20 protein-coding genes and 6 pseudogenes are annotated in these 25,189 nt (G+C 67.0%); 14 read left to right on the top strand and 12 right to left on the bottom strand.

What is annotated here, in order from left to right:
• Positions 1-18 precede the first annotated feature (18 nt).
• Entirely contained in the window at positions 19-360 is a 342-nt protein-coding gene (locus NI18_RS26410; protein ID WP_306286216.1) for a M13-type metalloendopeptidase, read from the bottom strand.
• The gene (locus NI18_RS03505) at positions 357-2,138 is read right to left on the bottom strand and encodes a M13-type metalloendopeptidase (protein ID WP_306286215.1); all 1,782 of its coding nucleotides are present in this window, start codon (positions 2,136-2,138) and stop codon (positions 357-359) included. Before NI18_RS03505 ends, NI18_RS26410 begins: the two co-directional genes overlap by 4 nt.
• Before the next feature lie 179 nt (positions 2,139-2,317).
• On the opposite strand from NI18_RS03505, the gene NI18_RS03500 reads away from it, so the two are divergent.
• The gene (locus NI18_RS03500) at positions 2,318-3,691 is read left to right on the top strand and encodes an FAD/NAD(P)-binding protein (RefSeq protein WP_037528144.1); all 1,374 of its coding nucleotides are present in this window, start codon (positions 2,318-2,320) and stop codon (positions 3,689-3,691) included.
• A 53-nt stretch (positions 3,692-3,744) separates the two neighbouring features.
• Here NI18_RS03500 and NI18_RS03495 read toward each other — a convergent pair whose 3' ends face one another.
• The 5 genes and pseudogenes from NI18_RS03495 to NI18_RS03475 all read right to left on the bottom strand — a co-directional run bounded on the left by NI18_RS03495 (position 3,745) and on the right by NI18_RS03475 (position 8,948).
• Positions 3,745-4,626 (bottom strand): porin family protein, encoded by an 882-nt coding sequence (locus tag NI18_RS03495; protein WP_128082062.1) that lies wholly within the window; start codon positions 4,624-4,626, stop codon positions 3,745-3,747.
• 68 nt (positions 4,627-4,694) lie between these two features.
• Positions 4,695-5,737 (bottom strand): annotated as a pseudogene (locus tag NI18_RS03490) (ferritin-like domain-containing protein).
• A gap of 51 nt (positions 5,738-5,788) precedes the next feature.
• Positions 5,789-6,807: pseudogene (locus NI18_RS03485) on the bottom strand (ferritin-like domain-containing protein).
• A 206-nt stretch (positions 6,808-7,013) separates the two neighbouring features.
• Positions 7,014-7,871, bottom strand: coding sequence for a glutathione-dependent disulfide-bond oxidoreductase (gene yghU, locus NI18_RS03480; RefSeq protein ID WP_037528142.1), 858 nt, complete (start codon positions 7,869-7,871; stop codon positions 7,014-7,016).
• A gap of 78 nt (positions 7,872-7,949) precedes the next feature.
• A complete protein-coding gene (locus NI18_RS03475; RefSeq protein WP_037528139.1) occupies positions 7,950-8,948 on the bottom strand; it encodes an NAD-dependent epimerase/dehydratase family protein in 999 nt (332 codons plus the stop codon).
• Positions 8,949-9,325: 377 nt separating this feature from the next.
• Here NI18_RS03475 and NI18_RS03470 point away from each other — a divergent pair, with 377 nt between their 5' ends.
• Positions 9,326-10,210, top strand: coding sequence for a helix-turn-helix domain-containing protein (locus tag NI18_RS03470; protein ID WP_157840483.1), 885 nt, complete (start codon positions 9,326-9,328; stop codon positions 10,208-10,210).
• A 112-nt stretch (positions 10,211-10,322) separates the two neighbouring features.
• Positions 10,323-11,786 carry a CHAD domain-containing protein gene (locus NI18_RS03465; protein WP_031440785.1) on the top strand — a complete coding sequence of 488 codons (1,464 nt, stop codon included), beginning with the start codon at positions 10,323-10,325 and terminating at the stop codon, positions 11,784-11,786.
• 144 nt (positions 11,787-11,930) lie between these two features.
• On the opposite strand, the gene NI18_RS03460 is transcribed toward NI18_RS03465, so the two are convergent.
• Entirely contained in the window at positions 11,931-14,255 is a 2,325-nt protein-coding gene (locus NI18_RS03460; protein ID WP_306286214.1) for an EAL domain-containing protein, read from the bottom strand.
• Positions 14,256-14,464: 209 nt separating this feature from the next.
• On the bottom strand, positions 14,465-16,195 hold the full coding sequence (locus NI18_RS03455) for a fatty acyl-AMP ligase (RefSeq protein WP_037528158.1): 1,731 nt from the start codon (positions 16,193-16,195) through the stop codon (positions 14,465-14,467).
• Between the two features lie 271 nt (positions 16,196-16,466).
• Here NI18_RS03455 and NI18_RS03450 point away from each other — a divergent pair, with 271 nt between their 5' ends.
• From NI18_RS03450 to NI18_RS27785, 5 genes and pseudogenes are all read left to right on the top strand, one after another.
• Complete coding sequence (locus NI18_RS03450) at positions 16,467-16,988, top strand: RecX family transcriptional regulator (protein ID WP_306286213.1); 522 nt, start codon at positions 16,467-16,469, stop codon at positions 16,986-16,988.
• Positions 16,989-17,052: 64 nt separating this feature from the next.
• Positions 17,053-17,721, top strand: a complete 669-nt coding sequence (locus NI18_RS03445) for a cold shock domain-containing protein (protein WP_084215012.1) — start codon at positions 17,053-17,055, stop codon at positions 17,719-17,721.
• A 29-nt stretch (positions 17,722-17,750) separates the two neighbouring features.
• Entirely contained in the window at positions 17,751-18,281 is a 531-nt protein-coding gene (locus NI18_RS03440) for a DUF192 domain-containing protein (protein WP_037528134.1), read from the top strand.
• A gap of 92 nt (positions 18,282-18,373) precedes the next feature.
• A complete protein-coding gene (locus NI18_RS03435; RefSeq protein WP_031395586.1) occupies positions 18,374-18,763 on the top strand; it encodes an NADH:ubiquinone oxidoreductase subunit NDUFA12 in 390 nt (129 codons plus the stop codon).
• Positions 18,763-19,197, top strand: a pseudogene (locus NI18_RS27785) (DUF2155 domain-containing protein); the annotation flags it as partial. The gene NI18_RS03435 and the pseudogene NI18_RS27785, both read left to right, overlap by 1 nt.
• Positions 19,198-19,232: 35 nt before the next feature.
• Here NI18_RS27785 and aat read toward each other — a convergent pair.
• From aat to NI18_RS03415, 3 genes and pseudogenes are all read right to left on the bottom strand, one after another.
• Positions 19,233-19,967: a leucyl/phenylalanyl-tRNA--protein transferase gene (gene aat / locus NI18_RS03425; RefSeq protein WP_031440792.1), complete on the bottom strand. Its 735-nt coding sequence runs from the start codon at positions 19,965-19,967 to the stop codon at positions 19,233-19,235.
• Between the two features lie 10 nt (positions 19,968-19,977).
• Positions 19,978-20,703 (bottom strand): annotated as a pseudogene (locus NI18_RS03420) (ParA family protein).
• A 118-nt stretch (positions 20,704-20,821) separates the two neighbouring features.
• Positions 20,822-21,208 (bottom strand): hypothetical protein, encoded by a 387-nt coding sequence (locus NI18_RS03415; protein WP_031395590.1) that lies wholly within the window; start codon positions 21,206-21,208, stop codon positions 20,822-20,824.
• 233 nt (positions 21,209-21,441) lie between these two features.
• Between NI18_RS03415 and NI18_RS24945 the strand changes: the two genes are divergently transcribed.
• The 6 genes and pseudogenes from NI18_RS24945 to NI18_RS03390 all read left to right on the top strand — a co-directional run.
• The gene (locus tag NI18_RS24945) at positions 21,442-21,612 is read left to right on the top strand and encodes a hypothetical protein (RefSeq protein ID WP_157840482.1); all 171 of its coding nucleotides are present in this window, start codon (positions 21,442-21,444) and stop codon (positions 21,610-21,612) included.
• A 128-nt stretch (positions 21,613-21,740) separates the two neighbouring features.
• Positions 21,741-22,690 (top strand): annotated as a pseudogene (locus NI18_RS03410) (cysteine synthase A).
• Between the two features lie 74 nt (positions 22,691-22,764).
• Positions 22,765-23,043, top strand: coding sequence for a hypothetical protein (locus NI18_RS03405; RefSeq protein WP_236559127.1), 279 nt, complete (start codon positions 22,765-22,767; stop codon positions 23,041-23,043).
• A gap of 413 nt (positions 23,044-23,456) precedes the next feature.
• Entirely contained in the window at positions 23,457-23,867 is a 411-nt protein-coding gene (locus NI18_RS03400) for a division/cell wall cluster transcriptional repressor MraZ (protein ID WP_320481608.1), read from the top strand.
• Positions 23,864-24,820 (top strand): 16S rRNA (cytosine(1402)-N(4))-methyltransferase RsmH, encoded by a 957-nt coding sequence (rsmH, locus tag NI18_RS03395; protein WP_031440796.1) that lies wholly within the window; start codon positions 23,864-23,866, stop codon positions 24,818-24,820. Before NI18_RS03400 ends, rsmH begins: the two co-directional genes overlap by 4 nt.
• Positions 24,817-25,189 (top strand): annotated as a pseudogene (locus NI18_RS03390) (hypothetical protein); the annotation flags it as partial. The gene rsmH and the pseudogene NI18_RS03390, both read left to right, overlap by 4 nt.

Below are 25,189 nucleotides of genomic sequence, written 5' to 3'. Positions count from 1 at the left end.
GGCGGCGGGCTTGCGGCCTTACCAGATCCGGACGCGGTCCGCGGGCGCGAGATATTGCGCGTCCCCGGGCTTCACGTCGAACGCCTTGTACCAGGCGTCGACGTTGCGCAGCGGGTTGATCGCACGGATCTGCCCCGGCGAATGGGGATCGCTGACGAGCTGCTGGCGCAGCGCCTCGGTGCGGAACAGCGTGCGCCAGACCTGACCCCAGCCGAGGAAGAAGCGCTGGTCGCCACTATAGCCGTCGAGCACCGGCGCAGGCTTGCCGCCGAGCGAGGTGTGATAGGCGTCAAGCGAGATCAGCACGCCCCCGAGATCGCCGATATTCTCGCCCATCGAGGCGCGGCCGTTGATCTTCACGCCGGGCAGGCCTCGAAGGTATAGGCCTCGTACTGCGCGCCGAGCTTGACCGCCTGTGCCTCGAACTTGGCGGCATCCTGCGCGGTCCACCAGTCGCGCAGCACGCCCTTGCCGTCGGACTTGCGACCCTGGTCGTCGAAGCCGTGGCTGATCTCGTGCCCGATCACGCCGCCGATGCCGCCGTAATTGACCGCGGGATCGGCATCCGGATCGAAGAACGGCGGCTGGAGGATCGCTGCGGGGAAGACGATCTCGTTCTTCACCGAGTTGTAATAGGCGTTCACGGTCTGCGGGGTCATGCCCCATTCGGCCTTGTCGACCGGGCCGCCCATGCGGTTGCGGCGATAGTCCCATTCGAACCGCCCGGCGCGCTCGACATTGCCGATCAGGTCGCCCGGGGTGATCTGCAGCGCGCTATAGTCACGCCATTTGTCGGGATAGCCGACCTTCACGCTGAAATTGGCGAGCTTGGCCTGCGCCTCCTGCTTGGTCGCGGCACCCATCCAGGGCAGACCGTCGATCCGCCCGCGCAGTGCGATCCGCAGGTTGCCGACGAGTTCGTCCATCTTGGTCTTCGAAGCCGGCGGGAAATAGAGCGCGACGTAATCGCGGCCGATCGCCTCGCCCAGCGCGCGTTCGGTAACGCCGATCCCGCGCTTCCAGCGATCGCGCTGCTGCGGCTGGCCGTTGAGGAATTTCGAGCGGAAGTCGAAATTGGCGACGACGAACCGCTTCGACAGCAGGGGCGCGATGTCGTCGGCGGTGCGGAACGCCTGCCAGGCCTTCAGCGTGTCGAGGTCGGTGGTGGCGAAGACCTCGGCGATCTTCGGAAAGGCGGTGTTCTGCGCGACGATCGCGCGGTTGGCCTTGTCGATGCCCGCGGCAGTCCAGAACTTGGCCCAGGGGAAGCCCGGCGCCTGCGCCTGAAGCTGCGCGAGCGTCATCGGGTTGTAGGTCTTGTCGCGGTCGCGGCTCTGCGCGCGGGTCCAGTGCGCCTGCGCGATCCGCGTCTCCATCGCGACGATCTTTGCCGCGGCGGCCTGCGCGTTCGGCCAGTTCGCCATGCCGAGCATCTGCGCGACATAGGCCTGGTAGCGCACGACCTGCGGCGCGAATTTCGGATCAAGATACAGGTCGCGGTCGCCGAGCCCCAGGCCCGACTGGCGCAGATACAGCGCATAGACGTCGGGCTGCTTCGCGTCGTCGTTGACGCCGGGACCGAAGAAGCTGGCGCCGAACCCGCCCATCGACTTGCCCATCAGCACCGCGACATCGTCCTTCGTCGTCGCGGCCTTGACCGGGGCGAGCCGCTGCAACAGCGGTGCAGCGTCAGCGCGTTCGATCGCGGCTTCGTCCATGAAGCCTTGGTAGAGCGTCGCGACCTTGGCGCGATCGGGGTTGGCGGCGTCGCCGGGCTTATAGCCCTCGACCAGCGTGCGCATGCGTGCCTCGGACAGGTCGCGCAGTACCGCGAAGGCGCCGTAGGACGAGCGGTCCGCCGGGATCTGCGTTCTCTTGACCCAGCTGCCGTTCACATAGTCGAACCAGTCGTTGCCGGGCTTCACGCTCTTGTCCATGCCGGCAAGGTCGAAGCCCCAGCGGCCATAGCGCGTCGCGGCCGCCGCATCGGCTGCGGGCGTGCCCGATGCCGCGTCCTGCGGCAGGATCGATTCGAGCGTACACGCCTCGTCGATACAGGCGTGAAGGTCCTGCGCGGTGGCGGGCGTGGCGGCGGCGATGGCGATCAGCGAGACAAGAACGGCGAACTTCGATTTCACAGGGCGATCTCCGGGGGAGGGCCAGACCGGGACCGGCAGGCCATGGACGAGAAAGTGCAACAGCGCTGTCGTTTGTGCAATCCTTCTATGTTCCCCGTGCGTTGCGCGTGCCGGCTGTGCGTCGGGCCGCTTTGCGCCTATCGAGCGGGCACGATGATTTTGCGGCAAATGGGGGCAGGATGACACGTATCGCGGGACCGGACGATCATGTCGTCATCGTCGGGGGCGGTTTTTCGGGCACGTTGCTGGCGATCAACCTGATGCGGCACGGCGGACCGCGCGCGACTTTGGTCGAGCGGCGCCAGCGCCAGCTCGCACGCGGCGTCGCGTATAGCGCGGCGCATCCGAGCCACCTGCTCAACGTGCGCGCGGGCAACATGAGCGCGCTCCCCGACGATCCCGACCATTTCGTCCGCTGGCTCGAAGCGCGCGGCGACGGCGACCGCAAGACGTTCGTGCCGCGCACGACCTACGGCCTGTATCTGCGCGAGATGCTCGACGCGACGATCGCGCAATCGGCGGGACGGCTGGTGCTTGCGCAAGGCGAGGTCTGCGCGATCGACTTCGCCAGCACCGACAGGCTTGCGGTGACGATGGCGGATGGCAGCGCGATTGCCGCGGACAGTGCGGTGCTCGCGCTCGGCAACCTGCCGCCGCACACGCCGCCGGGGCTCAACCCCGACGACCTTCCGCCCGGACGCTATAGCGCGGATCCCTGGGCGTCGGACATTGGCGAGGGGCTCGGGCCGGACGACACGGTCGTGCTGGTCGGGACCGGGTTGACCGCGATCGACGCCGCGCTGCTGCTCGATGCCGGCGGGTTTTCGGGACAGATCCTGGCGGTGTCGCGGCGCGGGCTCTCACCGCGGCGGCATGTCGATGGCGCGCCGCCCGCGCGGGTCCTCGACAAGCCGCAGGGGGATTTGTCGGCGATCGTCCGGCACGTCCGCGATCGTGCCAAGGCGGATGGCTGGCGCGCGGCGGTCGACGAGCTTCGCCCCGTGACCCAGATGCTCTGGGCGGCCGCCCCGACATCGCAGCGCGCACGGTTCCTGCGGCACGCGCGACCCTATTGGGACGTCCACCGGCATCGGCTGGCGCCGGAGGTAGCGGACCGGGTCGATGCGTTGGTCTCGACCGGGCGGCTCCGGTTCACAGCGGGGAAGATCGTGTCCGCCGCGGCAGCCGGTGATGCTGTGGATCTAAATTGGCGACCCCGCGGCACGGACCAGGCGGTCGTCACGCGGGCGGCGCGGATCGTGAACTGTACCGGGCCGCAGGGTGATCTGATGCGATCGAGCGAGCCGCTGATCCGGCATTTGATCGCGGACGGGGCGATCCGGCCCGATCCGCTTCGTCTCGGGGTCGACGTCGATGCCCAGTCACAGGCGATCGGCCGCGACGGGCATGCCGAACAGCGGCTTCACTGTATCGGGCCGATGACCCGCGGCGGATTGTGGGAGGTCGTCGCGGTTCCCGATATCCGGCAGCAAAGCTGGGATCTGGCCAGGCGCCTGTCGAATGCGCAATGGGTCGGGGGCGAGGGGCTCTAGCTCGCCGGACGCTATGCGCTGCCAGCATCACGCGATGCTGGCAGCGCATGGGCTCAGAACCGGAACGCCGCCGTGGCGCGCAGGCTGTGCCAGCGGAACTTCTCGTCGCTGCGGCGGAAATCGGTGCCGCTGGTGTTTGGCGCGATCAGGAACGGGTTGTTCGCCAGCAGAACCGGGCTGCCGGCCAGTGCCGTGCCCGCCGTCACGCGAACGCGCGCATCGTCATCCTGATACTGGTGGAACATGTATTCCATGCCGATCGAGATGTTCTTGGTCAGCTTCTGCTCGATGCCGCCGCCGCCGAGAATGCCCCACTGGTTCTTCGAGCCAGTCGCCGAAAACGCGTTCGCCGTGTTTGTCGTGAAGAACAGATTGTCGATCTTGGCATAGCCCGCACCGAACGTGCCGTAGAACAGCGTGGTGTTGGCCGCATAGCCCAGGCGGCCGCGGGCGGACGCTTCCCACTTCAGCTTGCGCGCCATCGTGTAGCTCGCAGGCGTGGTCGAGAAGCCCGACGTGCTGTCGGTGATGTCGCTCGTGCCGAATTCGCCGACGACACCGACGACGATGTTGCCGCGCTGAACGTCGAGGCCTGCACGACCATAATAGGCCCAGCCATCGTCGTCGTTACGGCAGCCGGAAGCCGCGGCACCGGTACGCGCCGAGCCGTTGCAGAAGCCCGGCGAGAAGGCGTTGGCGCCGGTGATGGTGTTGACGCTGTCGTTGAAAGCGCCGTCGCCGTTGCGGTCGAACAGGATCGACGAGCCGACGTCATTGCCCTGCACGTCATACCCACCGGCCGCACCGATATAGACGCCCGAGAACGGACGATCCGCGGTGGTTTCCTGCGCGGCGGCCGGAACGGCAAAACGCCCGCGACGGCGAGGCCGGCGAGCGTGGTCAGTTTCATGGAATGCTTCATGGTCGTTCCCCAAACGAGGGGCCGCGACGCGCCCGATGTGCGCCGCGGCCCAGGTTGTCCTGTTTCAGTTCGTGACGACGATCACGCGTTGGCGCCGCTGGTGCGCAGTGCATCGGTGCGGTTGTTGGTGCCGTTGGGGAAGAAGCCCCCGCCGATCTTTGCGGTGTTGGTCAGATAGGCGATGTTGTGCACCTGTGCGACCGACCGGCTGAACGCCAGGCCGTTGGCGTCGGTCGGGACGATGTTCGACACGGTTGGATCCATGCCGGTGATGCCCTGATCGATGTCGCCGATGATGCCCGTCGTGGCGTTGGTGACGGTGCCGTCCAGGCTGTCGCGCGCGTCGCTGATCTGGTTTGCGGCGGTACGCAGCGACGGCGTCTGCAGTCCCTTGCGATACAGGATCGTGCGGATCAGGCCGGCGTGATACGCCTCTGCCGCGAGGATGCCGGCGGCCGCCTCGAGATAGGTCTTGTTGCCGATCAGCGTTGCGCCGCCCTTATACGCCGAGACGCCGACATCCTCGAAGATGAACGCGCCGAGCAGGAAGCTGTTGTCGTCGGCATACGGATCGAACACGCCCGTATCCGGTACGACACGTGCCGCACGTGCGGCCAAGGTGAAGGCGCCCGGCGCAGCGCGGTGCCGGCAGAGATGTCCAGTGCAGGCTGTGCGACCGCGGCGGTGCCGAGTGCCCGGCGCAGAAAGGCGACGTGCGCGACTTCGTCGATGGCGATTTCGCGCGCATATTCACGGACGATCGCGTCCTGGAACGGCACCTGTCGACCACCCGTCACGCCCCCCTGAGTCCCGGTACCGGTCAGCAGGCTGGCGTTGAGGCCAACGCCGAACGTCGCGAATGCGTAGAACTGCGCCTCGAGATATTCGAGGTTGAGCGCGAAGTTCAGCACGTCGGCATCGGTGATGGCGGATCCCGTCGCGGGTGTCGGCGTGGGCGTCGGCGACGGCGCCAGATCGGCATCGTCGTTACCGCAGGCCGCGAGCAGCGAGGCACCGCCGACGGCGAGCGCACTGCCACCGGCAAAGCGCAGGAAGCCGCGGCGTTCGTTGCGCCGGGCGGCGATGGCGTCGAATATTTCGAGCTTGGTATTGAGGTCGGTCATTGGGTTAATCCCCTGAATAGCAAAGAAAGCTGACGGCAGAGCTGAAGCGGTTCAGGCTGCTGCGGTGCTCGTCTTGATGTTGCCGTTCATGCCTGCCGGGAAGAACCCGCCCGCGGCCACTGCGCCACTGTTCAGGTACACGATGTTGAGCACCTGGCTCACCGAGCGGCTATAGGCGACACCGTCGGCGTCCAGCGGCACGATGTTCGACACGGTCACCGCCGCCTGGGTGGCGGACAGGTTGATCGGCGTCGCGCTGTAGGACGAGATCCCCTGATCGATATCGTTCGCGCCGAAGATCGTCGTGTTGGCACCACCACCGTCGAGGCTGTCGCGCGCGCGCGAAATGGCATCGGCGGAGGTGCGCAACGACGGCACGTCGATACCCTTGCCGTACAGCGTCGTGCGGACGATCGCGGCATGATAGGCCTCGACCGCGAGCAGGCCGGCCGCGGCATCGAGGAACGTCTTGTTCGTGAGCAAGGGGGCGGCACCCTTGTAGGCGGTGACGCGACGTCCTCGAAGATGAACGCGCCGAGCAGGAACGCCTCGTCAGAGGCATAGGGATCGAAAGCGGTGCCGGCAGGCACGAGCCCGGCGGCCTGCGCGGCGACCGAGAAGGCGCTGGTCGGCGAAACGCTGACGTCGATCACCGGCTGCGACACCGTCGAGCTGCCGAGCGCAGTGCGAAGGAACCTGACATGCGCGATCTCGTCCTGTGCGATTTCGCGTGCATATTGCTCGACGATGGGATCGGTGAACGCGACCTTGCGGCCGCCACGAACCGCACCCTGCGTACCGCTGCCGGTCAGCAGAGCATTGTCGAGTCCTGTGCCATAGGCTGCATAGGAGTAGAATTGCGCCTCGAGATATTCGAGGTTGAGCGCGAAGTTCAGGACGTCGGCGTCGGTTACCGACTGTGCCGCGGCTGCGCTCGAGAGGGACAGAGCGGTCGCTCCGGCTGCCGTCATCGCAGCCGCACCAAGTGCATTTTTGAAGAACTCACGCCGGTCGTTGCGCCGTTCGACACGGGCATCGAGAGCATCGATCAGATGGGTTGATTGGGTCATTGGCTTCATCTCCCTGAACCAGGCACGTCGGCACACGGTCGGCCTCGATCGCCTCTGGCGGGCGATCCTGTGTGCACAACGGTTCAAGGAACGGGAGCTGGGAGATAAAGTTGCAACTAAATGGATTACTTGGGCAAACTTCTCCAAATACACTAATCGCGCGCAATGTTTTCAGTAATGCTGCACCACAGCATTTATCGCGCCATTCATGATGGCGGGCTTAACTTGTCCTGTGCACGGGTCGCAAAATCCGTGGCGTCATGGCGTTCGTGGAGCTGGCTTGCAGGATCGCCCATGACGCGGTTGACCATGCGGCCACGCTGGACCGCGGGGCGTGCGCCGATCGCATCCGCCCAGCGCTTCACGTTCGGATAGTCCTGGACCTGAAGGAACTCACCGGCGTCGTAGAGCTGGCCCTGGACCAGCGCCCCGTACCAAGGCCAGGCGGCCATGTCGGCGATCGTATAGGCGGCACCGGCCAGATACGCGCTGTCGGCAAGACGCCGGTCGAGCACGTCGAGTTGGCGCTTGGCCTCCATCGCGAACCGGTCGATCGCATACTCGATCTTGACCGGCGCATAGGCGTAGAAATGGCCGAAGCCGCCGCCGACGAACGGGCCGCTGCCGACCTGCCAGAACAGCCAGGACAAGCAGGTCGCGCGCGCTGCCGGTTCGGTCGGTAGGAACGCGCCGAATTTCTCCGCGAGATGCATCAGGATCGCGCCGGATTCGAAGATCGGCAGCGGCGTCGTGCCGCTGCGATCCATGAGCGCCGGGATCTTGGAATTGGGATTGATCTCGACAAAGCCGCTGCCGAACTGGTCGCCTTCGTTGATCCGGATCAGCCAGGCGTCATATTCGGCGCCGGCATGGCCGAGCGCGAGCAGCTCCTCGAGCATGATCGTGACCTTCACCCCGTTCGGCGTGCCGAGCGAATAGAGCTGCAGCGGGTGGCGCCCGACCGGCAGCTCCTTGTCATGCGTCGATCCGGCAACCGGCCGGTTGATCGCGGCGAACCGGCCGCCATTGTCGCGGTTCCAGGTCCAGATTGCCGGGGGGGGTATAGGTCGGGGCGTCGGTCATCGGGCTGCTCCGTGCATCAAAAGGGTGGGCTCGGGGTTCGGTCTCGACCATCCTAACGCCTAGACGCCGTGATAGTCGCGATACCATCGGATGAAGCGTGGCACGCCCTCGGTGATGCTGGTGGTGGGGGCGAAGCCGAGATCGTTGCCGATCGCGCTGACATCGGCGCAGGTGCGCACGACATCGCCCGCCTGCATCGGCAGGTCCTGGCGGATCGCCTTGCGACCGATCGCCTGCTCGAGCACGTCGATGACCTCGCCGAGCTGTTCGGCGCGACTGTTGCCGATATTGTAGACGCGGTGCGGCCCCATGCTGCCGCCGGGCTTCGCCTGGCCGTCATCCGCAGGCGGCGCATCGAGCGCGGCGACGATGCCGGCGACGATGTCGTCGATATAGGTGAAGTCGCGCTCCATCCGGCCTGCATTGAACACCGGAATGGGCTCGCCGGCGAGGATCGCCTTGGTGAAGATCCACATCATCATGTCGGGACGACCCCAGGGGCCGTAGACGGTGAAGAAGCGCAGCCCGGTCTGCGGCAGGCGATAGAGATGCGCGTAGCTCTCGCTCATCAGCTCGTTCGACTTCTTCGTCGCGGCATAGAGCGACAGCGGGCGGTCGGTGCGATCCTCGACGCGGAAGGGCACGCTGTCATTGCCGCCATAGACCGACGAGGACGAGGCGTAGACCAGGTGCCGGACTTGCCGCGCGCGCGCGAGTTCGAGGATGTTGAGATGCCCGACCAGATTGGCCCGGGCATAGGCCATCGGATTCTCGATCGAGTAGCGGACGCCGGCCTGCGCACCGAGATGGACGATCCGGTCGATGTCGAGGCCTGCCACCGCCGCGTCGAGCGCGGGCGTATCCGCGAAATCGAGCTTGGCGAAGGTGAAGGCCGCGCCGTGCCGGTCACGCAGATAGGCGAGCCGCGCCGCCTTGAGCGCGGGGTCGTAATAGGCGTTGCATTCGTCGATGCCGAACACCGTCTCGCCACGTGCCAGCAACGCGTCCGCGACATGCATGCCGATGAAGCCGGCGGCGCCGGTTACGATCACTGTCATCGCTGTTCTTTCCTGATGGGTTCGGCGGCACCGAGAAGCGATGCCGATACCAGTGTCAACCCCATCAATCCCGCATCCCTGCTGTGCCGCGCGAGGCGGCGCGAGCGCGACGTCCATCATCGGGACGGCGGCGGCGGTGGCCGGTCTTCAATGTCGAGACCCGGCGAAGAACGGGCAAAGTATTGAAGCCAATCAATACTAAGCCAGATTATAGGACAACTAGCATTTCGCTGCAAAGCAGTATAGCCATAGGCCGCAAGCGCGCGGATACTTCCGTACAGAAACGAGTGGGTGGTATGAACGTAGATCAAGTTTTTGGTGGAACACACTCTCCGGGTGTATCGCCGGAAAAATTTGCGATGCCACCGGGAATGCGGATGCGGTATGACTTGCCCCAGGCAAGCCTTGCCGAATGCCTGACCGGATATGCGATCTATTCGGCCAGTGATCGCAATCCGCTCGTCAACTGGTATCTACCTGCACCAGTTATGATTTCTATTCTGGCGGATGCGGGGCCGATCACCGTGGCGATCGGCAACCACCGGTTCGGGCCGCTCGAGCGCGCCAGTCTCTACGGCCCGACCAGCCGCGCGTTTCGCACCGTCACGCATGGCGGCGTCGCGGTCGGGATCGGAATCAGCGCGATCGGCTGGTCCCGGATGACGTCGCGGCTGGCGGGTGATTTCCGCAACCGCATCGTGCCGCTCGAGACGCTGCTCGGTCCGGAAGTGTCGCGCCGGCTGACGACGGGGCTCGACGCGCTGTCCGACGATGCGATGATCAAGCCGTTCCTAGACGACGTGCTGGAACCGCTGTTCCAGCGCCGGCACCCGCAGGAGGAACTGATCCGTGCATTCGCCGCGCTGACGGTGACCGACGGGGTGATCGAGATGCAGGATGTCGCCGACCGGCTGGGGATCGAGACGCACGCGCTCAGGCGGCTCGCCACCCGCCATTTCGGTATGCTGCCCAAGATGCTGTTGCGGCGCGCGCGCTTCCTGCGGTCGTTCATCCGGCTGATCCGGCCCGATGGCCATGTCGATTATTCGGCGATCGACAGCAGCTATTTCGACGCGTCCCATTTCCTGCGCGACGCGACAACGTTCCTCGGCACGACGCCGCGGCGTTTCCTCGCATCGGAGACGTTGTTCCTGAAATCCAGCCTGCGTGCCCGCGCGGCGGTGATCGGTACACCGACGCAGGCGCTGCACATCCCGACGCCCCCCGGTCAGTGTCAGCAGCATCATCCGCACCGTCCATGACGGCCGCGGCCGCCGCGACGAGCTGCCAAGCTAGCCGCAGCGGGCACATCCGGTTGGCCCTTCAATCGCCGATATGCGTTATGTCGAGGGGGGACGCAGATCGGATACGCGGATGATGCAGGAAGTTGAATTGAAGCTCGTCCTGACGGCGGACGCCGCGGACCAGGTCGCGCGCGAACTGCCGTCGGATGAGGCGACCCGTACCACGATGCTCGAGGCGATCTATTTCGACACGCCCGAGCAAACGCTACGGAAGCACGGCGCGTCGCTGCGGATCCGGCGCGCGGGCGATACGCGGATCCAGACGATCAAGATCGACCCGGCAAAGGGCGCCGGGCTGTTTTCACGCCCCGAATGGGAACGGCCGGTCATGGACGATCGTCCGCGTCTCGACGACACCACGCCGGTCTTCGCGCTGCTCGACGGGACGACCGAACGGCTCGCGCCGGCCTTCACCGTGTCGGTGGAACGACGCAGCTGGGAGATCAGCGAGAACGGGGCGGAGATCGAGCTCGTGCTGGACCGCGGGATGGTCCGGGTTGGCGAGCGGCAGTCGCCGGTCTGCGAAGTCGAGATCGAACTCAAGCGCGGCGACCCGACCGCGCTGTTCACGCTGGCCCGCCGGATCGCGGATATGGTGCCGCTGCGGCTCGGCGTCGTGACCAAGTCCGAGCGCGGTTACGGCCTGACCGGGCCGGTGCGTCGCGCCTTCAAGGCCGAGCCGGTATCGCTCGATGGCGACGCGACGACGATCGAGGCGCTCCGGATGGTTATTGGCGCCTGCCTGCGGCATTATCGGCTGAACGAGACGATCCTGCTCGAGACGCGCGCGCCGGAAGCGCTGCACCAGGCGCGTGTCGCGTTGCGGCGGACGCGCGCCGCGCTCGGGCTCTTCAAGCGCGTGCTGGGACGCGAGCAGACGGCCCATTTCCGGTCCGAGCTGCGCTGGCTGGCGCAGACGCTGGGGCAGGCGCGCGATCTCGACGTGCTGGCGGACATGGCGGCGGCGAAGCTGGGCGCGGGGGACGTCTTTGACCGGATCGAGGCGGCGCGCGGTCTGGCCTATGACGAGGTCGATGTGGCGCTGGAGTCGTCGCGCGTGCGGGCGGTGATGCTCGATCTGACGCAGTGGCTTGCGGTCGGCGACTGGTCGACGGCGGACGCGACGCGGGAGGTGCGCGAGGCGCCCGCCCGCGAATTTGCAGCGGCGGCGCTCCGCAAGCGACGCAAGGCGCTCAAGATTGGCGCGCCATCGCTCGCGCTGCTGACGGACGACGAACGCCATGCGATCCGCAAGGACGCCAAGACGCTGCGCTATGCGACGGAATTCTTCGCGGACCTGTTCGCCGATACGGCGCAGCAAAAGCGGCAGGCCAAGTTCGTCTCGACGCTCGAAACGCTGCAGGACCGGCTCGGCACGCTGAACGACGCGGCAACGGTGCCCGCGATCCTCGCCCGGCTGGGGATGGAGGATAATGAAGCGGCGCTGGTCGACGATCGCAAACACGCCAAGCGGCTCGACCGCGCTGCCGCGGCGCACTCGGCGCTGCTCGACCGGAAAGCCTTCTGGCGCTGATCGGGTGCACGACCGGCGCAGGTCGATGCAGATCAGCCTGTGCGCGCTGGTCGTCGTCGTCGGGGGTGTCTGGCCCGGGCGATCCTGCTGCCGCCGCCGCTGCAAAGCTATGCCGGGATGCTCGGCTGACGCGTCATTGCGACATCAGGCCGCGGCCGAATCAGTCCAGTCGCGCTCCGCCAGCGTGCGGGTTTCGGTGACGGGGAGCGCGCGGCCGAACAGATCGCCTTGCGCGTGCGTACAGCCGAGTGCCGCGACAAGCTGGCGCTCGTCCTGCGTCTCCACGCCTTCGGCGATGGTCGCGATGTCGAGGCTTTGCGCGAGCGCGACCACCGCGCGGATGATCGCCAGCGCCTCACGGCCGCCGCGCGCTGCGGCACGGACAAAGCTGCCGTCGATCTTGATCGAGGAAAAGCGGGTGCGGCTGAGATAGCCCAGCGACGAGTGGCCAATGCCGAAATCATCGAGGCTCAGGCGTACGCCAAGGTCGAGGATACGCGCGAGGGTCGTCGTCGCGCCACGATCCTCGCGCAGGAAGACGCCCTCGGTAACCTCGAGCTCGAGCCGGTCGGCTGACAGTCCGCTGTCGGCGAGTACGGTCGCGACGGTCGTGACGAAACCGTCATTCTGCAGCTGGACCGGCGATACGTTGACGGCGATGCGCAGACCCTCCGGCCAACTCGCGGCTTCGGCGCAGGCGGTGCGCAGGACCCAGGCGCCGATCTGCGCGATGATCCGTGCGTCTTCGGCGAGCGGGATGAAGCGGGACGGCGGGACCATGCCGAACTCCGGGCTTTCCCAGCGCAGCAGCGCCTCGAAGCCGCGCAGCATGCCGCCCTGCGTGTCGATGATCGGCTGATAGGCGAGGGACATCTCACCCCGATCGAGTGCGCCGCGCAGCGCGATCTCAAGCACCCGCCGCTCCTCCGCCTGGACGTAAAGCGCGGGTTCGTAGACGCGAAACACACCGCGACCGGCATCCTTGGCGCGATAGAGCGCCAGATCGGCGGACCGGATCAGCATCTCCGACGTGCGCCCGTCGCGCGGCCCGAAGGCAAGCCCGATGCTGGCGCCGATATGCAGCGTATAGTGATCGACGTCGTAGGGCCGCGACAATGCGGTGATGATGCGTCCGGCGAGCTCCTCGACCGCGCCCGTATCGCTGGCGTCGCGGACGACGAGCGCGAACTCGTCGCCGCCAAGCCGCCCGCAGGATTCGTTCGCGCTCATCATGTGGCCGAGCCGTTCCGCGACCTGGCACAGCAGCCGGTCGCCGACCGGGTGGCCGAGCGTGTCGTTGACCGCCTTGAACCGGTCGAGATCGAGCATCATGAACGCGCAGCGTCCGCCACAGGCCTCCGCCGCGATCATCGCGTCGGACAGCGTCTCGGTGATCAGCCGACGGTTGGGCAGCCCGGTCAACGTGTCGAACCGCGCCATGCGGTTGATCTTGTCCGCGGAGGCGCGCTGGTCCGTGACATCCGCGCCGACGCCGCGGAAACCGCAGAATATTCCGCGGTCGTCGTATCGCGGCGCGGCGGCCAGCTGCCACCAGCGCTCCTGTTCGGTAAAGCGGATCGGCAGTCTCAGGTTGACGAAGCTGTCCCGGTTGCGCAGCTTTTCGGCAAGCGCGCGCAGGCCTGCCGCGAACGTGCCGCTGTCCCAGGATGGTCCGGCGAGCAGCTGGAGGATCGGCATGCCGTCGATATCTGCTGGCGCGCGACCGCACGCCCGCGCGAAACGGGCGCTGGGCCGGATCACGCGTCGTGTCGCGTCGGTCTCCCACAGCCATTCGGCAGCGCTCTCCTCAAATTCGAGCAGGAGCACGCTGATCGTCTCGTCGCGTTCGTCGAGCACCGCCTGCGCATTGTGGATCGTGACCAGCGCGCGCGCCGGCTGAGGCAGGCGGTCATCAGCAACAGCGTGAAGGCGAGCACCCCCCCCGGCGATCGCAACCGCGTGCATCAGCATGAGCTGGACGAACGATACGAAACCGAGCGTGCCGATGAACATGAGCGTGGCGAGCGGCAGCGGCGCCATCGCGAAGGCTGCCCCCGTCATCACGATCATCAGCGTGAGCCCGAGCCCGATGCTGGTCGCGACCGGGACCTGCGGGCAGAAGAAAACCGGGATGACCGACCAGGCCAAAGCGAGGCTGCCCCCCTCCCACAAGGTTGCCCGGATATCCGTCCTGCCGCCATGCCCGGCAGCGCGCGAGGGAGCGAGGCGGCGGCGGATGGTCACCCACACGGTCCCCGCGATCAGGAGCGTCGACCATGACGCGACCTGCCAGAACGGCATCCGGGGATAGAGCAATGCGGAACAGACGGCGGTCGCGAGCAGGTTGGCGGCGAGGGCGAACCAGGCGAGTTGCCGGCCGGCGTCGAGCTGCGCCGCGCGAAGCCGGCCCCATTCCCTGGGATCGCACCCTTCCGACAGCGCGAGCAGCGCGCGCATGTCGATGGGCATGTGATGCGTCGACATTCGTGTACGCGCCGGCATGGTTGGCGGGGGCGTATCGGATCCGGAAGGCGACTGTCTGTTCACACCGCCGGGCTTAATGCACGTTGGTTATCGCAACGTTCCCATCCCCTGCGTTGTGAAAAATAACCGGGTTGGGGGCAGGAGCCGCGACCGTCCCGCCGCACTGGCGGGACGGTGCGGCGGGGCAGGCAACGTCAGGCAGCGATGTCATAGGGCTTGATGTCGCCGCTCAGGTACAGGTTGCGCGCCTTGGCGCGGCTGAGCTTGCCCGACGAGGTGCGCGGCAGCGTGCGGGGAGGGATCAATTCGATCACGCAGTTCATCCCCGTCACCGAACGCACGCGTTCGCGGATCTCGTCGCGAAGGCGCAGGCGTTCACCCTCGTCGGAGCTGCGGCACTGGACAAGGACGGCGGGGGTTTCCTCGCCTCCCGGGGTTGTGATCGCGAACGCGGCGATGTCGCCCGCCTTGAACCCGGGCAGCTGCTCGACCGCCCATTCGATGTCCTGCGGCCAGTGGTTCTTGCCGTTGACGATGATCATGTCCTTCGCCCGGCCTACGATGTAGATATAGCCATCCGACATATAGCCCATATCGCCGGTATCGAGCCAGCCGTCGGACATGCACGCCGCGGTGGCGGCGTCGTCGCGGAAATAGCCGACCATCACCGACTTGCCCTTGCACCAGACCTTGCCGATCGCGCGCTCGGGGAGGGGGGTGCCGTCCTCTTCGCGGATCTCGATCGTCATGTCGCGCACCGGCTTGCCGCAATTGACGATCGCCCGGTAACGCTGCGGACGGTCTTCGCCGCGCGCGCCGCCCGACAACTGGGTTTCCTCGACCAGCTCGACGCGGATCCCTTCGCCCGGCGGCATCAGCGATACCGCCAGCGTCGCCTCGGCAAGGCCGTAGCTGGGCAGGAAGGCGGAGGCCTGGAACCCGGCATCGGCGAAGGCATCGACGAACGACTGCATCACGTCGGGACGGATCATGTCGGCGCCATTGCCCGCGACGCGCCAGCGCGACAGGTCGAACCGGTCGCTCGCCTTGGTCTGCGACGACATGCGGCGCGCGCAGATGTCATAGCCGAAGGTCGGCGAATAGCTGAGCGTCGTGCCGGTGTTGCGGCTGATGAGATCGAGCCAAGCGAGCGGACGGCGCGCGAAATCCTCGGTCTTGAGGTAATCTGTCGAGACCTGGTTGGCGATCGGCGACAGGAAACAGCCGACCAGCCCCATGTCGTGATACCAGGGCAGCCAGGACACGCAGCGATCGGTGTCGCAGACTTCCATGCCGTGGCTGTGCGCGGCGAGATTGTTCAGCAACGCCTCGTGCGTGATGACGACGCCGTGCGGGAAGCGCGTCGAGCCGCTCGAATATTGCAGATAGGCGATGTCGTCCGGACGGGCCTCGGGCAGCGTGGCGGCGGGGGCTTCGCGGGTCGCGAATTCGGACCAGTCGATCCCGTGCGTGCCCGCCAGACGCGCCGCCTCGCTCGCCATCTGCGCGAGTTCGGGCGGGAAGATCAGCATCTTGGGATCGCAGCTCGAAAGCTGGACGCGGAGCTGTTCGATATAGGAATCGCGGCCGCCGAACGACGTCGGCAGGGGCAGCGGCACCGGCCAGGCGCCCGCATAGACGACACCGAAGAACAGCGCGGCGAATTCGGGGCCGGTTTCCGCGACCAGCGCGATGCGGTCGGCAGGGGCGACGCCGGCGGCGATCAGGCGGTCGGCCATCGCCAGCGCGTCCCGGCGCAGCGTCGCATAGGGATAGGGCTGGCTGAGCGTACCGCGCGCGTCATGGAAGTTGAGGCCGCGCTGCCCCGTCGCCGCATAGTCCAGCGCCTCGCCAAGTGTCGCGAAGTCGGCAAAGCGGCGCGGTAGCGTGTCCGCGGTGGGGGTCGCCGTGCGCTGCGCCGGCATCGGATCGGCCGACGGTGCGACCGCAGGCTTTACCAGCCCGTTCGTCGCCGTCGTCTGAAAGGTGTCGATCGTCATGTGCGTCCTGTCCTCCACGTCGCGGCCTGTCCGGGGACATCCGCCGCTTGAGACCGTGCAAAGGCCAGCCATGCACGGTCGTGGCGTTCAAAATCCTATCCCAGTGTGGCACAATGATGGCGTGACCCAGGATCGCCGCCGAGAAAGACAGGAGAAACGCCCGCCAAAACCGCTGGATGCCGCGGGACTGGAGGGGTTGGCGCTGCGCTATGTCGAGCGATTCGCGACCACGCGCGGCCGCCTGAGCGATTATCTGCGGCGCAAGGTACGCGAGCGCGGCTGGGTCGAGGCGCCCGAAACCGGTCCGGCGGTGCCGCCCGCCGATCCCGAAGGGCTGGCGCAGAGGCTCGCGGATCTTGGCTATATCGACGATCGCGGCTTCGCCGAGGCGCGGGCGGCAGCGATGCAGCGCCGCGGCCTGGGTGCCCGGCGCGTCGCGGGGGCGTTTCGCGAGGCGGGGATCGACGAGGCCGATGCCGATGCGCTCGCGCCTGAAATCGCGGCGCGCGACGTCGATGCGGCGCTGGCCTATGCGAAGCGCAAGCGGCTGGGTCCCTATGCCCGGTCGGACGATAGCGACGGGGGCGGGGCAGAGAATCGTGCGCTGCGGCAAAAGCAGCTCAGCGCGATGGTGCGCGCCGGCCACGGTTTCGATCTGGCACGCAAAATTCTTGCCGCGTCCCCGTCTGAAACAATCGATGCGACAGATTTTGAGTGAAGACGCATTGCAGGTTGTTGCGGCTGCGACGAAGCGTGCTAGCAAGGTGCAGGGGTGCGTAACGATGCGTAGTGAAGCGCAATATGATGGGGACAGGCCGGCCGCGGTACCGGACGCGGTAGCGGCTGTCGGACCGCGCGCAGTGCCGGACATCGATCAAGGCGTCGATCAGCCCGCTGCACAAGCGACTGCACAGGCTATCGCGGAGCCGTCCGTGCTCGGCGGGGTGATCAAATGGTTCGATGTGACGCGCGGTTTCGGCTTCGCGGTCGCTGACGATACGGCGATCGGCGATATCCTGATCCATTTCTCGGTGCTCCAGCCGCATGGCCGGCGCAGCCTGCCAGAGGGCGCGCGGGTCGACGTGGTCGCGGTGCAGCGCGGGCGTGGGTTCCAGGCGCGCGAAGTCCTTTCGATCGATCTGAGCGGCGCGGTCGAGGAGACGGCGGCACGACCGGGCACGGCGGCGCCGGTCGACCGGATCGATCCGGTCGCGCTGATCGATGCAGCCGGCCCGTTCGAACCCGTCGTCGTCAAGTGGTTCAACCGGCTCAAGGGCTATGGTTTCCTGGTGCGGGCAAGCGACGACAGTGACGTGTTCATCCATATGGAAACGCTGCGGCGGGCGGGGATCGACGTCGTCGAGCCGGATCAGCCGTTGCAGGCCCGAATCGTGACCGGTCGCAAGGGGCCGCTGGCCGTCACGGTGGAGCGATCCGCGCCGGCGTGGTAACCCGCCCGCCGCAACCGGGGATATATGTAATGAGTAAAACCGTCTTCGCCGCGCTTCTGGCGCTTGGCCTCTGCGCGTGTTCGAACGGCGATGCCCGTGCGGGCGACGCCGCCGGCACTGACGCTGCGGCCGGCACGAACGCCGGTGCTGCGCCGGGTCAGGCCGCCGCGACGCTGGCCGTGACGATCCACAGCGCGAACGGCGCGCATGTGTTCACCGTCGAGAGCGCCAAGACCGAGGCGGAGCAGGCCCGTGGGCTGATGTACCGGACCGATCTCAAGCCGAATCGGGGCATGCTGTTCTGGCCCTATCCGACCGACGGCAGCGGGCCGCGCGAGGCGAGTTTCTGGATGAAGAACACGCCGAGCCCGCTCGACATCATCTATATCCGCGCCGACCGGACGATCGCGCGGATCGCCGAGAACACGATCCCCTTCTCCGAAACGCCGATCCCGTCGGGCGAACCCGTCGGCGCGGTCCTCGAGATCATGGGCGGGCGTGCCGGGGAACTCGGCATCGCCGAGGGCGACCGCGTCGAATGGCCGGGCGCGCCGGGCTGAACCGCCATATCCGCCGCAAAGTGCCGTCCCGCCATGGCGCAGGCACTGCGTTCGAGGTTGATGGCGCGGCGTGCACCCGCTAAGCGGCGGCTATGGGATTTCTCGCATCGACCTTCACGTGGTGGAACGGCGCCACGCTCGGCACCAAATTCGGGCTTCGCGGCAAGACGCGGATGGGCGAGGACGCGCTCGGCAACGTCTATTATGAAGGCGGCAAGGACACCGCGGGCAATCCGCGCCGCTGGGTGATCTATCAGGGTGCGACCGACGCCAGCCGGGTACCGCCCGCCTGGTTCAGCTGGCTGCATCATCAGGTCGCCGACGTGCCTGATCGTGCCCTGCCGCCGGTCCGCCCCTGGCAGAAGCCCGCCCTGCCGAATCTGACGGGTACCGCACTCGCCTATCGCCCGACGGGCGCGATGGAAAAGGGTGGCCAGCGCGCTGCGGCGACCGGCGATTACGAAGCGTGGGTGCCTGAGTGATGCAGCGCCGGATCGCTGCGGCGATCCTGGTCGTGGTTCTCGCGGTCGGTGGCTGGTTCGGCTATCGCGCCTGGACGAACCGCAAGGCCGATACGACCGTCGTGGTCCAGCAGGATCTGCCGGGCGGCGATCAGGCCGGTGACGGGTCGGTCGAGACGATCGACACGGGCAGCGCGGCGCTCGCCAATGGCGGGACGCCGATGGCAGAGCGCGTCGCGGTGATCGGCCTGCTCAACAAGCGTAACGGGGTGACGCGCGACGTCACGTTGAAGCCAGGACAGGCGACCCGGATGGGCGACGTCGTCCTGCGCCTGCGGGCCTGCGAGCAGACCGCGCCTTGGGAGCCCGAACAGCTGACGGGGGCCTTTGTCCAGGTGATCGTCCGCGGCGTCGACAAGAAATGGCGGCGGACATTTTCGGGCTGGTTGTACAAGGAGCGCCCCGCGCTGAACGCGGTGCAGCATCCGATCTACGACGTCTGGACCAAGAGCTGCGCGATGACCTTCCCCGCGACCGGGCCGGATACGACATCGTCGGGCGCACCTGCGGCGGCGCGGTCGAGTGCGAAGAAATCCCCGGTGGCGGCCAATGATGCAGCCGCACCGGACGAGCCGGTCGAGCCGACCACCCCGTCGAGCGCCGCGGCGAGCAACGCGATATAATCGGCACGCTCGATCTCGATTGCGCCGAGCGATTCGAGATGCGAAGTCTGGAACTGGCAATCAAGCAGATCGAAGCCGCCGGCCTTCAGCCGCGCGACGAGATGCGCCAGCGCGACCTTCGACGCGTCGGTCGCGCGGCTGACCATGCTTTCGCCGAAAAAGGCCCGCCCGAGCGCCAGCCCGTATAGCCCGCCGACCAGCCGGTCGCCGTCCCAGCATTCGACCGAATGCGCAAAGCCCATCAGATGCAGTGTGTGGAAGACCCGCTCGATCCCCGCATTGATCCACGTCTCGGGCCGGCCCTCAACGCTTTCGGCGCAGAGCGCGAGGATCTGGCCGAACGCAGTGTCGACGGTGACGCGGAAGCGGTCCGCGACGATGGTCTTGCGCAGCGAGCGTGAGAGCCGGAACCCGTCGAGCGGCAGGACCGCGCGCTGGCGCGGCTCGACCCAGTAGACGTCGATCGCGTCGCGGCTGTCGGCCATCGGGAAGACGCCGGCCGCATAGCCGCCAAGCACGAGGCGCGGATCGAGAATATCCATCGGTCGCGCCTTAGCCCGCTGCCGACCCCGCCGCCAGCCGGTGTTCGATCGTCCGCCACAGCTGATCGAACGCCGCCGCGGCGGTCGAGCGCGGTGCGAAGGCCCCGACCGCCGCGCGTTGTACGGTCATCGCCTCGATCACACTGCTCATTGGAATGACCGGCCAGTCGGGGTTGGCGGCCAGCGCGTCGGCATGCAGGCGCCGCCGGCGATCGACCATCGCATGGACGGGCAGCACGGGCACCTTGCCGCCGAGATGGCGGATCACCTCCTCATAGGCGCGCTGCGACAGCGGCGAGGGGATGACGGGGGACGACGATCAGATCGGCGGCGCGCATCACCTGATCGGCGGTTTCGGTAAGACCCGGCGGCAGTCGAGCAGGACGCGATCATAATCGGTCAGCGCGCCGATCAACTTGCCGAGCCGCTTTTTCTTGTCGAGCGTGTGAAACAGCTGGTCGAGACCGCGGAGCGAGGCGTCGGCGGTAATCAGGTCGAGCTTCGCGACCGGCGTCGGCTGGGCGCGCTTGGCGACGCTGATATCGCGGGAGAACATCGCCTGGGCCTGATCCCGCCCGGCGGTACCGTGCAGCAGGAAACTGCTCGCGGCCTGCGGGTCGAGGTCCCAGAGGATCGTGCGGCGTGCCGACCGGGTTGCCGAACACCAGGCGAGATTGACCGCCAGCGTGGTCTTCCCGACGCCGCCCTTCAGGCTGTAGATCGCGATGGTTGCCATGACGGCCAGCGTGCCGTCGTGCGACGCCGATGGCAAGGCATCGCGGCATAACAACGCCCCGGGCGACGCTGGCGGTCGTCCGGGGCGCGGGATCATCCGGCCGTGGCCGGCTGAAGGATCAGGTGTGGCAGGTCTGGCCGGGCTTGCCCGGCTGGGTCAGCTCGATCGACTTCTCGGTGCCCGTCATCGACCAGCCGCCGTCGGCGACCAGTGGCTCACCCTCGGCAGGCGCCTTGAGCGTCGTGGCCGGACCGCCTTCCTTGAGACGAACCACGGCCTGCTTGCCCCCCTGGAAGAAGGTCACATAGGCCAGGCTGTTGTCCTTGCAGCGCATCGTCTGCTCCGACTTGATCGACGGCGGCAGCTCGACCGGTGCCGCATTGGCGAGCTGGTTCGCCATCGGATCGGGATTGCTGTCGACCACCTCGGGTGCAGCCGGTTTGGAGTTGCAGGCAGCCAGCGCGAGCAGCGCGGCGACGGCGGTGAGGGGGAGCGTCTTCTTCATATCTTCGGGGCTTCGCGCATGCAGCAAATCGCGTCAAGCCGTAGCGGCCGCGATGCGCGCGCGGCGGGACGGGTCATCCCCGGGATGCGCCGGTTCGTCGCATCGGCGATGGCGCCCGGCAGTGTTGCGCCACCACATTCGACCGGTAGCGGCGGGGGAATAAAGGCACCGGGGTCGTCCGATGTCACGCATCTGCCACTATATTTCACGGAACCGTTGTAAGAGGACGTTGCATGCCGGGCCAAATTCCTGTCGCCGAGCGCCTGTCGGCGATATCGACGCTCATCACCCAGGCGCTCTGCCTGGCCGACGAGGGGGGTGAATTGCTGCTCGGCGCCAAATTGTCCGACGCGCTGGATTGCGTTCAGGCCCGCATCGAAGCGGTGAGGAGCGACGCGGCGTGAAAGGGGCGGCCTGACGGGGCTTGGTGCGCCGGCTTGTCCGGTGGATAGTTTTAGCGCGCTTGTGGCGGACCGGGAGTGGCGCCATCTACAGGCGATGCAGATGAGATCCGACACGCTGACCGCCCCCGATACGCTTGCTGATCGGGAATACGCCGCTGGTGCGACTGAAGGGCCCGAGCGACGCGACGGGGTGCGATATCTTCGGCAAGTGCGAATTCACCAATCCGGGCGCCTCGATCAAGGATCGCGCTGCGCTGTTCATCGTCGAGGATGCCGAGCACGCGGCCTGCTCCAGCCGGGCGGGACGATTGTCGAGGGGACCGCGGGCAATACCGGGATCGGCCTGGCGCTGGTCGCCAATGCCAAGGGCTACAAGACGATCATCGTGATGCCCGAGACGCAAAGTCGCGAGAAGATGGACACGCTGCGCGCGCTGGGTGCCGAACTCGTGCTCGTGCCCGCCGCCGCCTTTTCCAACCCGTGTCATTTCGTGCACACGTCGCGGCGCATCGCCGAGGAGACGCCGGGCGCGATCTGGGCGAACCAGTTCGACAACACCGCCAATCGCCACGCGCACATCATCGGTACCGCCGAAGAGTTGTGGCGGCAGATGGACGAGCGGATCGATGGCTTCACCTGCGCGGCGGGGACGGGCGGGACGATCGCTGGCGTCGGCCTGGGTCTGAAGGCGAAGGACGAGGCGATCTGCATCGCGCTGACCGATCCGCACGGCGCTGCGCTGTATAACTATTATGCGCATGGCGAGCTGAAGTCCGAAGGGTCCTCGGTTGCGGAAGGCATCGGGCAGGGGCGGATCACCGCCAATCTCGACGGCGCGCCGATCGATACGCAGTTCCGGATCTCGGATGCGGAAGGCTATGCCTGGACCCGGCAGTTGCTCGACGAGGAGGGGCTGTGCCTCGGCCTGTCGTCGGGGATCAACGTCGCGGGCGCAGTCGCGCTGGCGCGGCAACTCGGACCGGGCAAGCGGATCGCGACGATCCTGTGCGATACGGGGTTCCGCTACCTCTCGACGCTGTACAATCCCGAATGGCGCGCGGCGAAGGGCCTGATGTGAGCGAGGGCGGCGGCGCGCCGCGGGATGGTGAAATTCGACAAGTGCGCGATGATCGGGTAGATGCGCGCGACAAGATGCAGACGCAACGCGCACCTTCGCAAACCATGCAGCGGATCAAGGTCGGCATGATCGGGCTCGCCGCAGTGGTGATCTTCATCGGGCTCGCCAGCGCGATCATCGGGTCGGCGACGCGCGAACGACCCGTGGTCGCCGCCGGCTCGGCGCAGGCCGATGTCGTCGCGAACATGGCCGTGTCGAATACGACCGCCGCCGCCGATGGCTCTGACGAGCCACTCGCGGAAATGGGCCTCGCACCCAGCGTCAACGCACAGGCACCCGCTACTCCGAACTGATCCGGGCTTTCCGTCGCTGCCGCGCCGGGGAAATCACGGGACCACGCTGACACGCAGCGCGTCCGCATGCCAGGGTCGACTCGATCTTGCCGTAGATCAATGTGCGCACCGGGCCGTCCCGGCAGGGCACATGGTCCCGGATCAAGGGCAATACAGCGCTTGATTCCCGGAAATCCCCAAATATCCCGTTGCGTCCCCGTTCCGCTGTGATAGACGGAGATTAACACAGGGGCACGTTCACCGTTCGCGATTGCGCGGCCGGGCCGCGGCGAAGGCTGCGGTTCGAGGCGGGAAGACGTGCGCGCCATTCGCGGGATATTGGCGTGTCGGATCGAGGGCGATATCAAGGAGATGGCATCGGCCTTGTCGACGACAAGGGCCGGGTAGCCATCCCTTCCGCTCTTCGGACGATCTTGTCGGCAAATGCCCCCAAGGCGAACGGCAAGGACGGCGGAACCATCATCATCGGCGCACACCAGAAGAACCGCTGCCTGGTCGCCTATGATCCGGGTTATGTCGCGCTGCTCGCCGAAAAGCTCGACCGCCGCGAGGCCGAGAATACCCGTGAAGACGGCGAATATGACTATAACATCAAACGTCGCGCGGCGTCGGGCGAGGCCGTGCCGTTCGATGGCTCGGGCCGCTTCATCATGCCCGCCTTCCCGCGCTTCTATGCCGGGATAAAGGGGCACGCATTCTTCTACGGCGTCCTCGACTATATCGAGATCTGGGATCCCGCGGCGCTGGTAGCGACCGACGACATGCCCCCCGTCGTCAAGGAGATGGCGCGCTTCTACATGGCCGAAAAGGGGATTTCGCTGTGAGCGAGACGATCCCCGCCGCCCCGCACATTCCGGTCCTGCTCGACGAGGTGATCGCCGCGCTCGCCCCTGCCCCCGGCGAGACGATCGTCGACGGGACGTTCGGCGCGGGCGGCTATACGCGGGCGCTGCTGTCGCGCGGCGCCTGCGTCATCGCCTTTGACCGCGACCCCGACGCGATTGCCGCCGGACAGGACTGGGCCGATGGCGAGGAGCGGCTGACGCTGGTTGCCGCCGACTTTTCCGCGATGGTCGCCGAACTCGAGGCACGCGACGCGTTGCCCGTCGACGGCATCACGCTCGACATCGGCGTCTCGTCGATGCAGCTCGACCAGGCCGAGCGCGGCTTTTCGTTCCAGTCGGACGGGCCGCTCGACATGCGGATGGCGCAGGCGGGCATGACCGCCGCCGATTTCGTGAACGAGGCCGACGAGGACGAGATCGCCGACGTCCTCTATCATTTTGGCGACGAGCCCAAGTCACGTCGCGTCGCGCGGGCGATCGTTGCCGCGCGGCCGATGACGCGCACCGGCGAGCTCGCGCATGTCGTCCGTCGCGCGCTGGGGTACAAGGCACACGACAAGAAGGACCCCGCGACGCGCGCGTTCCAGGCGATCCGGATCCATATTAACCGCGAACTCGGCGAGCTCGCCGATGGCCTGCTGGCGGCGGAGCGTGCGCTCAAGCCCGGCGGACGGCTCGCCATCGTGACCTTCCACAGCCTGGAGGATCGCATGGTGAAGCGGTTCCTGCGCACGCGGTCGGGTAGTGCGCCTTCAGGTTCCCGTCATCTTCCACAGGCAAAAACCGTGGTAGAACCGAGTTTTACCGATGTCGGCCGCCCCGTGCGCGCCGGCGAGGACGAGCTGGCGCGCAATCCGCGCGCACGCTCTGCGACTTTACGAACGGCGCGGCGGACCTCCGCGCAACCTTGGACGGAAGAGGTGACGACATGACGGCGGCGTATCGGTTGAAGGGTGTGGGCTGGTTCGGTGGCTGCGTTGCCGTCGTACTCGGCTTTTACCTCGTTTCGCTGCAGGTGGCCGCCGAGCGTAAGAAGCTTGAGACCGTCAACGGCCAGATCCGGTCGGCCGAGCGCGATATCCGCGCGCTCGAGACCGAGTTTGACACGCGCGCGAACCTCGCGCAGCTCGAGCGCTGGAACGGCGATACGCTGGCGCTGTCCGCGCCGACCGCCGGGCAGTTCGTGGCAAGCGAATCGGCCCTCGCCAGCCTCGACGTGAATCAGATTGGCGGGCCTGCGGGCGCCACCGTCCAGACCGCGCAGCTGCTCGTGCCGTCGCTGCCGGTTGCTGCCGCCGCCG

This window comes from Sphingomonas sp. Ant20 (assembly GCF_000783375.1).
Lineage (GTDB): Bacteria > Pseudomonadota > Alphaproteobacteria > Sphingomonadales > Sphingomonadaceae > Sphingomonas > Sphingomonas aerolata.
This window is presented reverse-complemented; position numbering and strand designations above follow the sequence as displayed.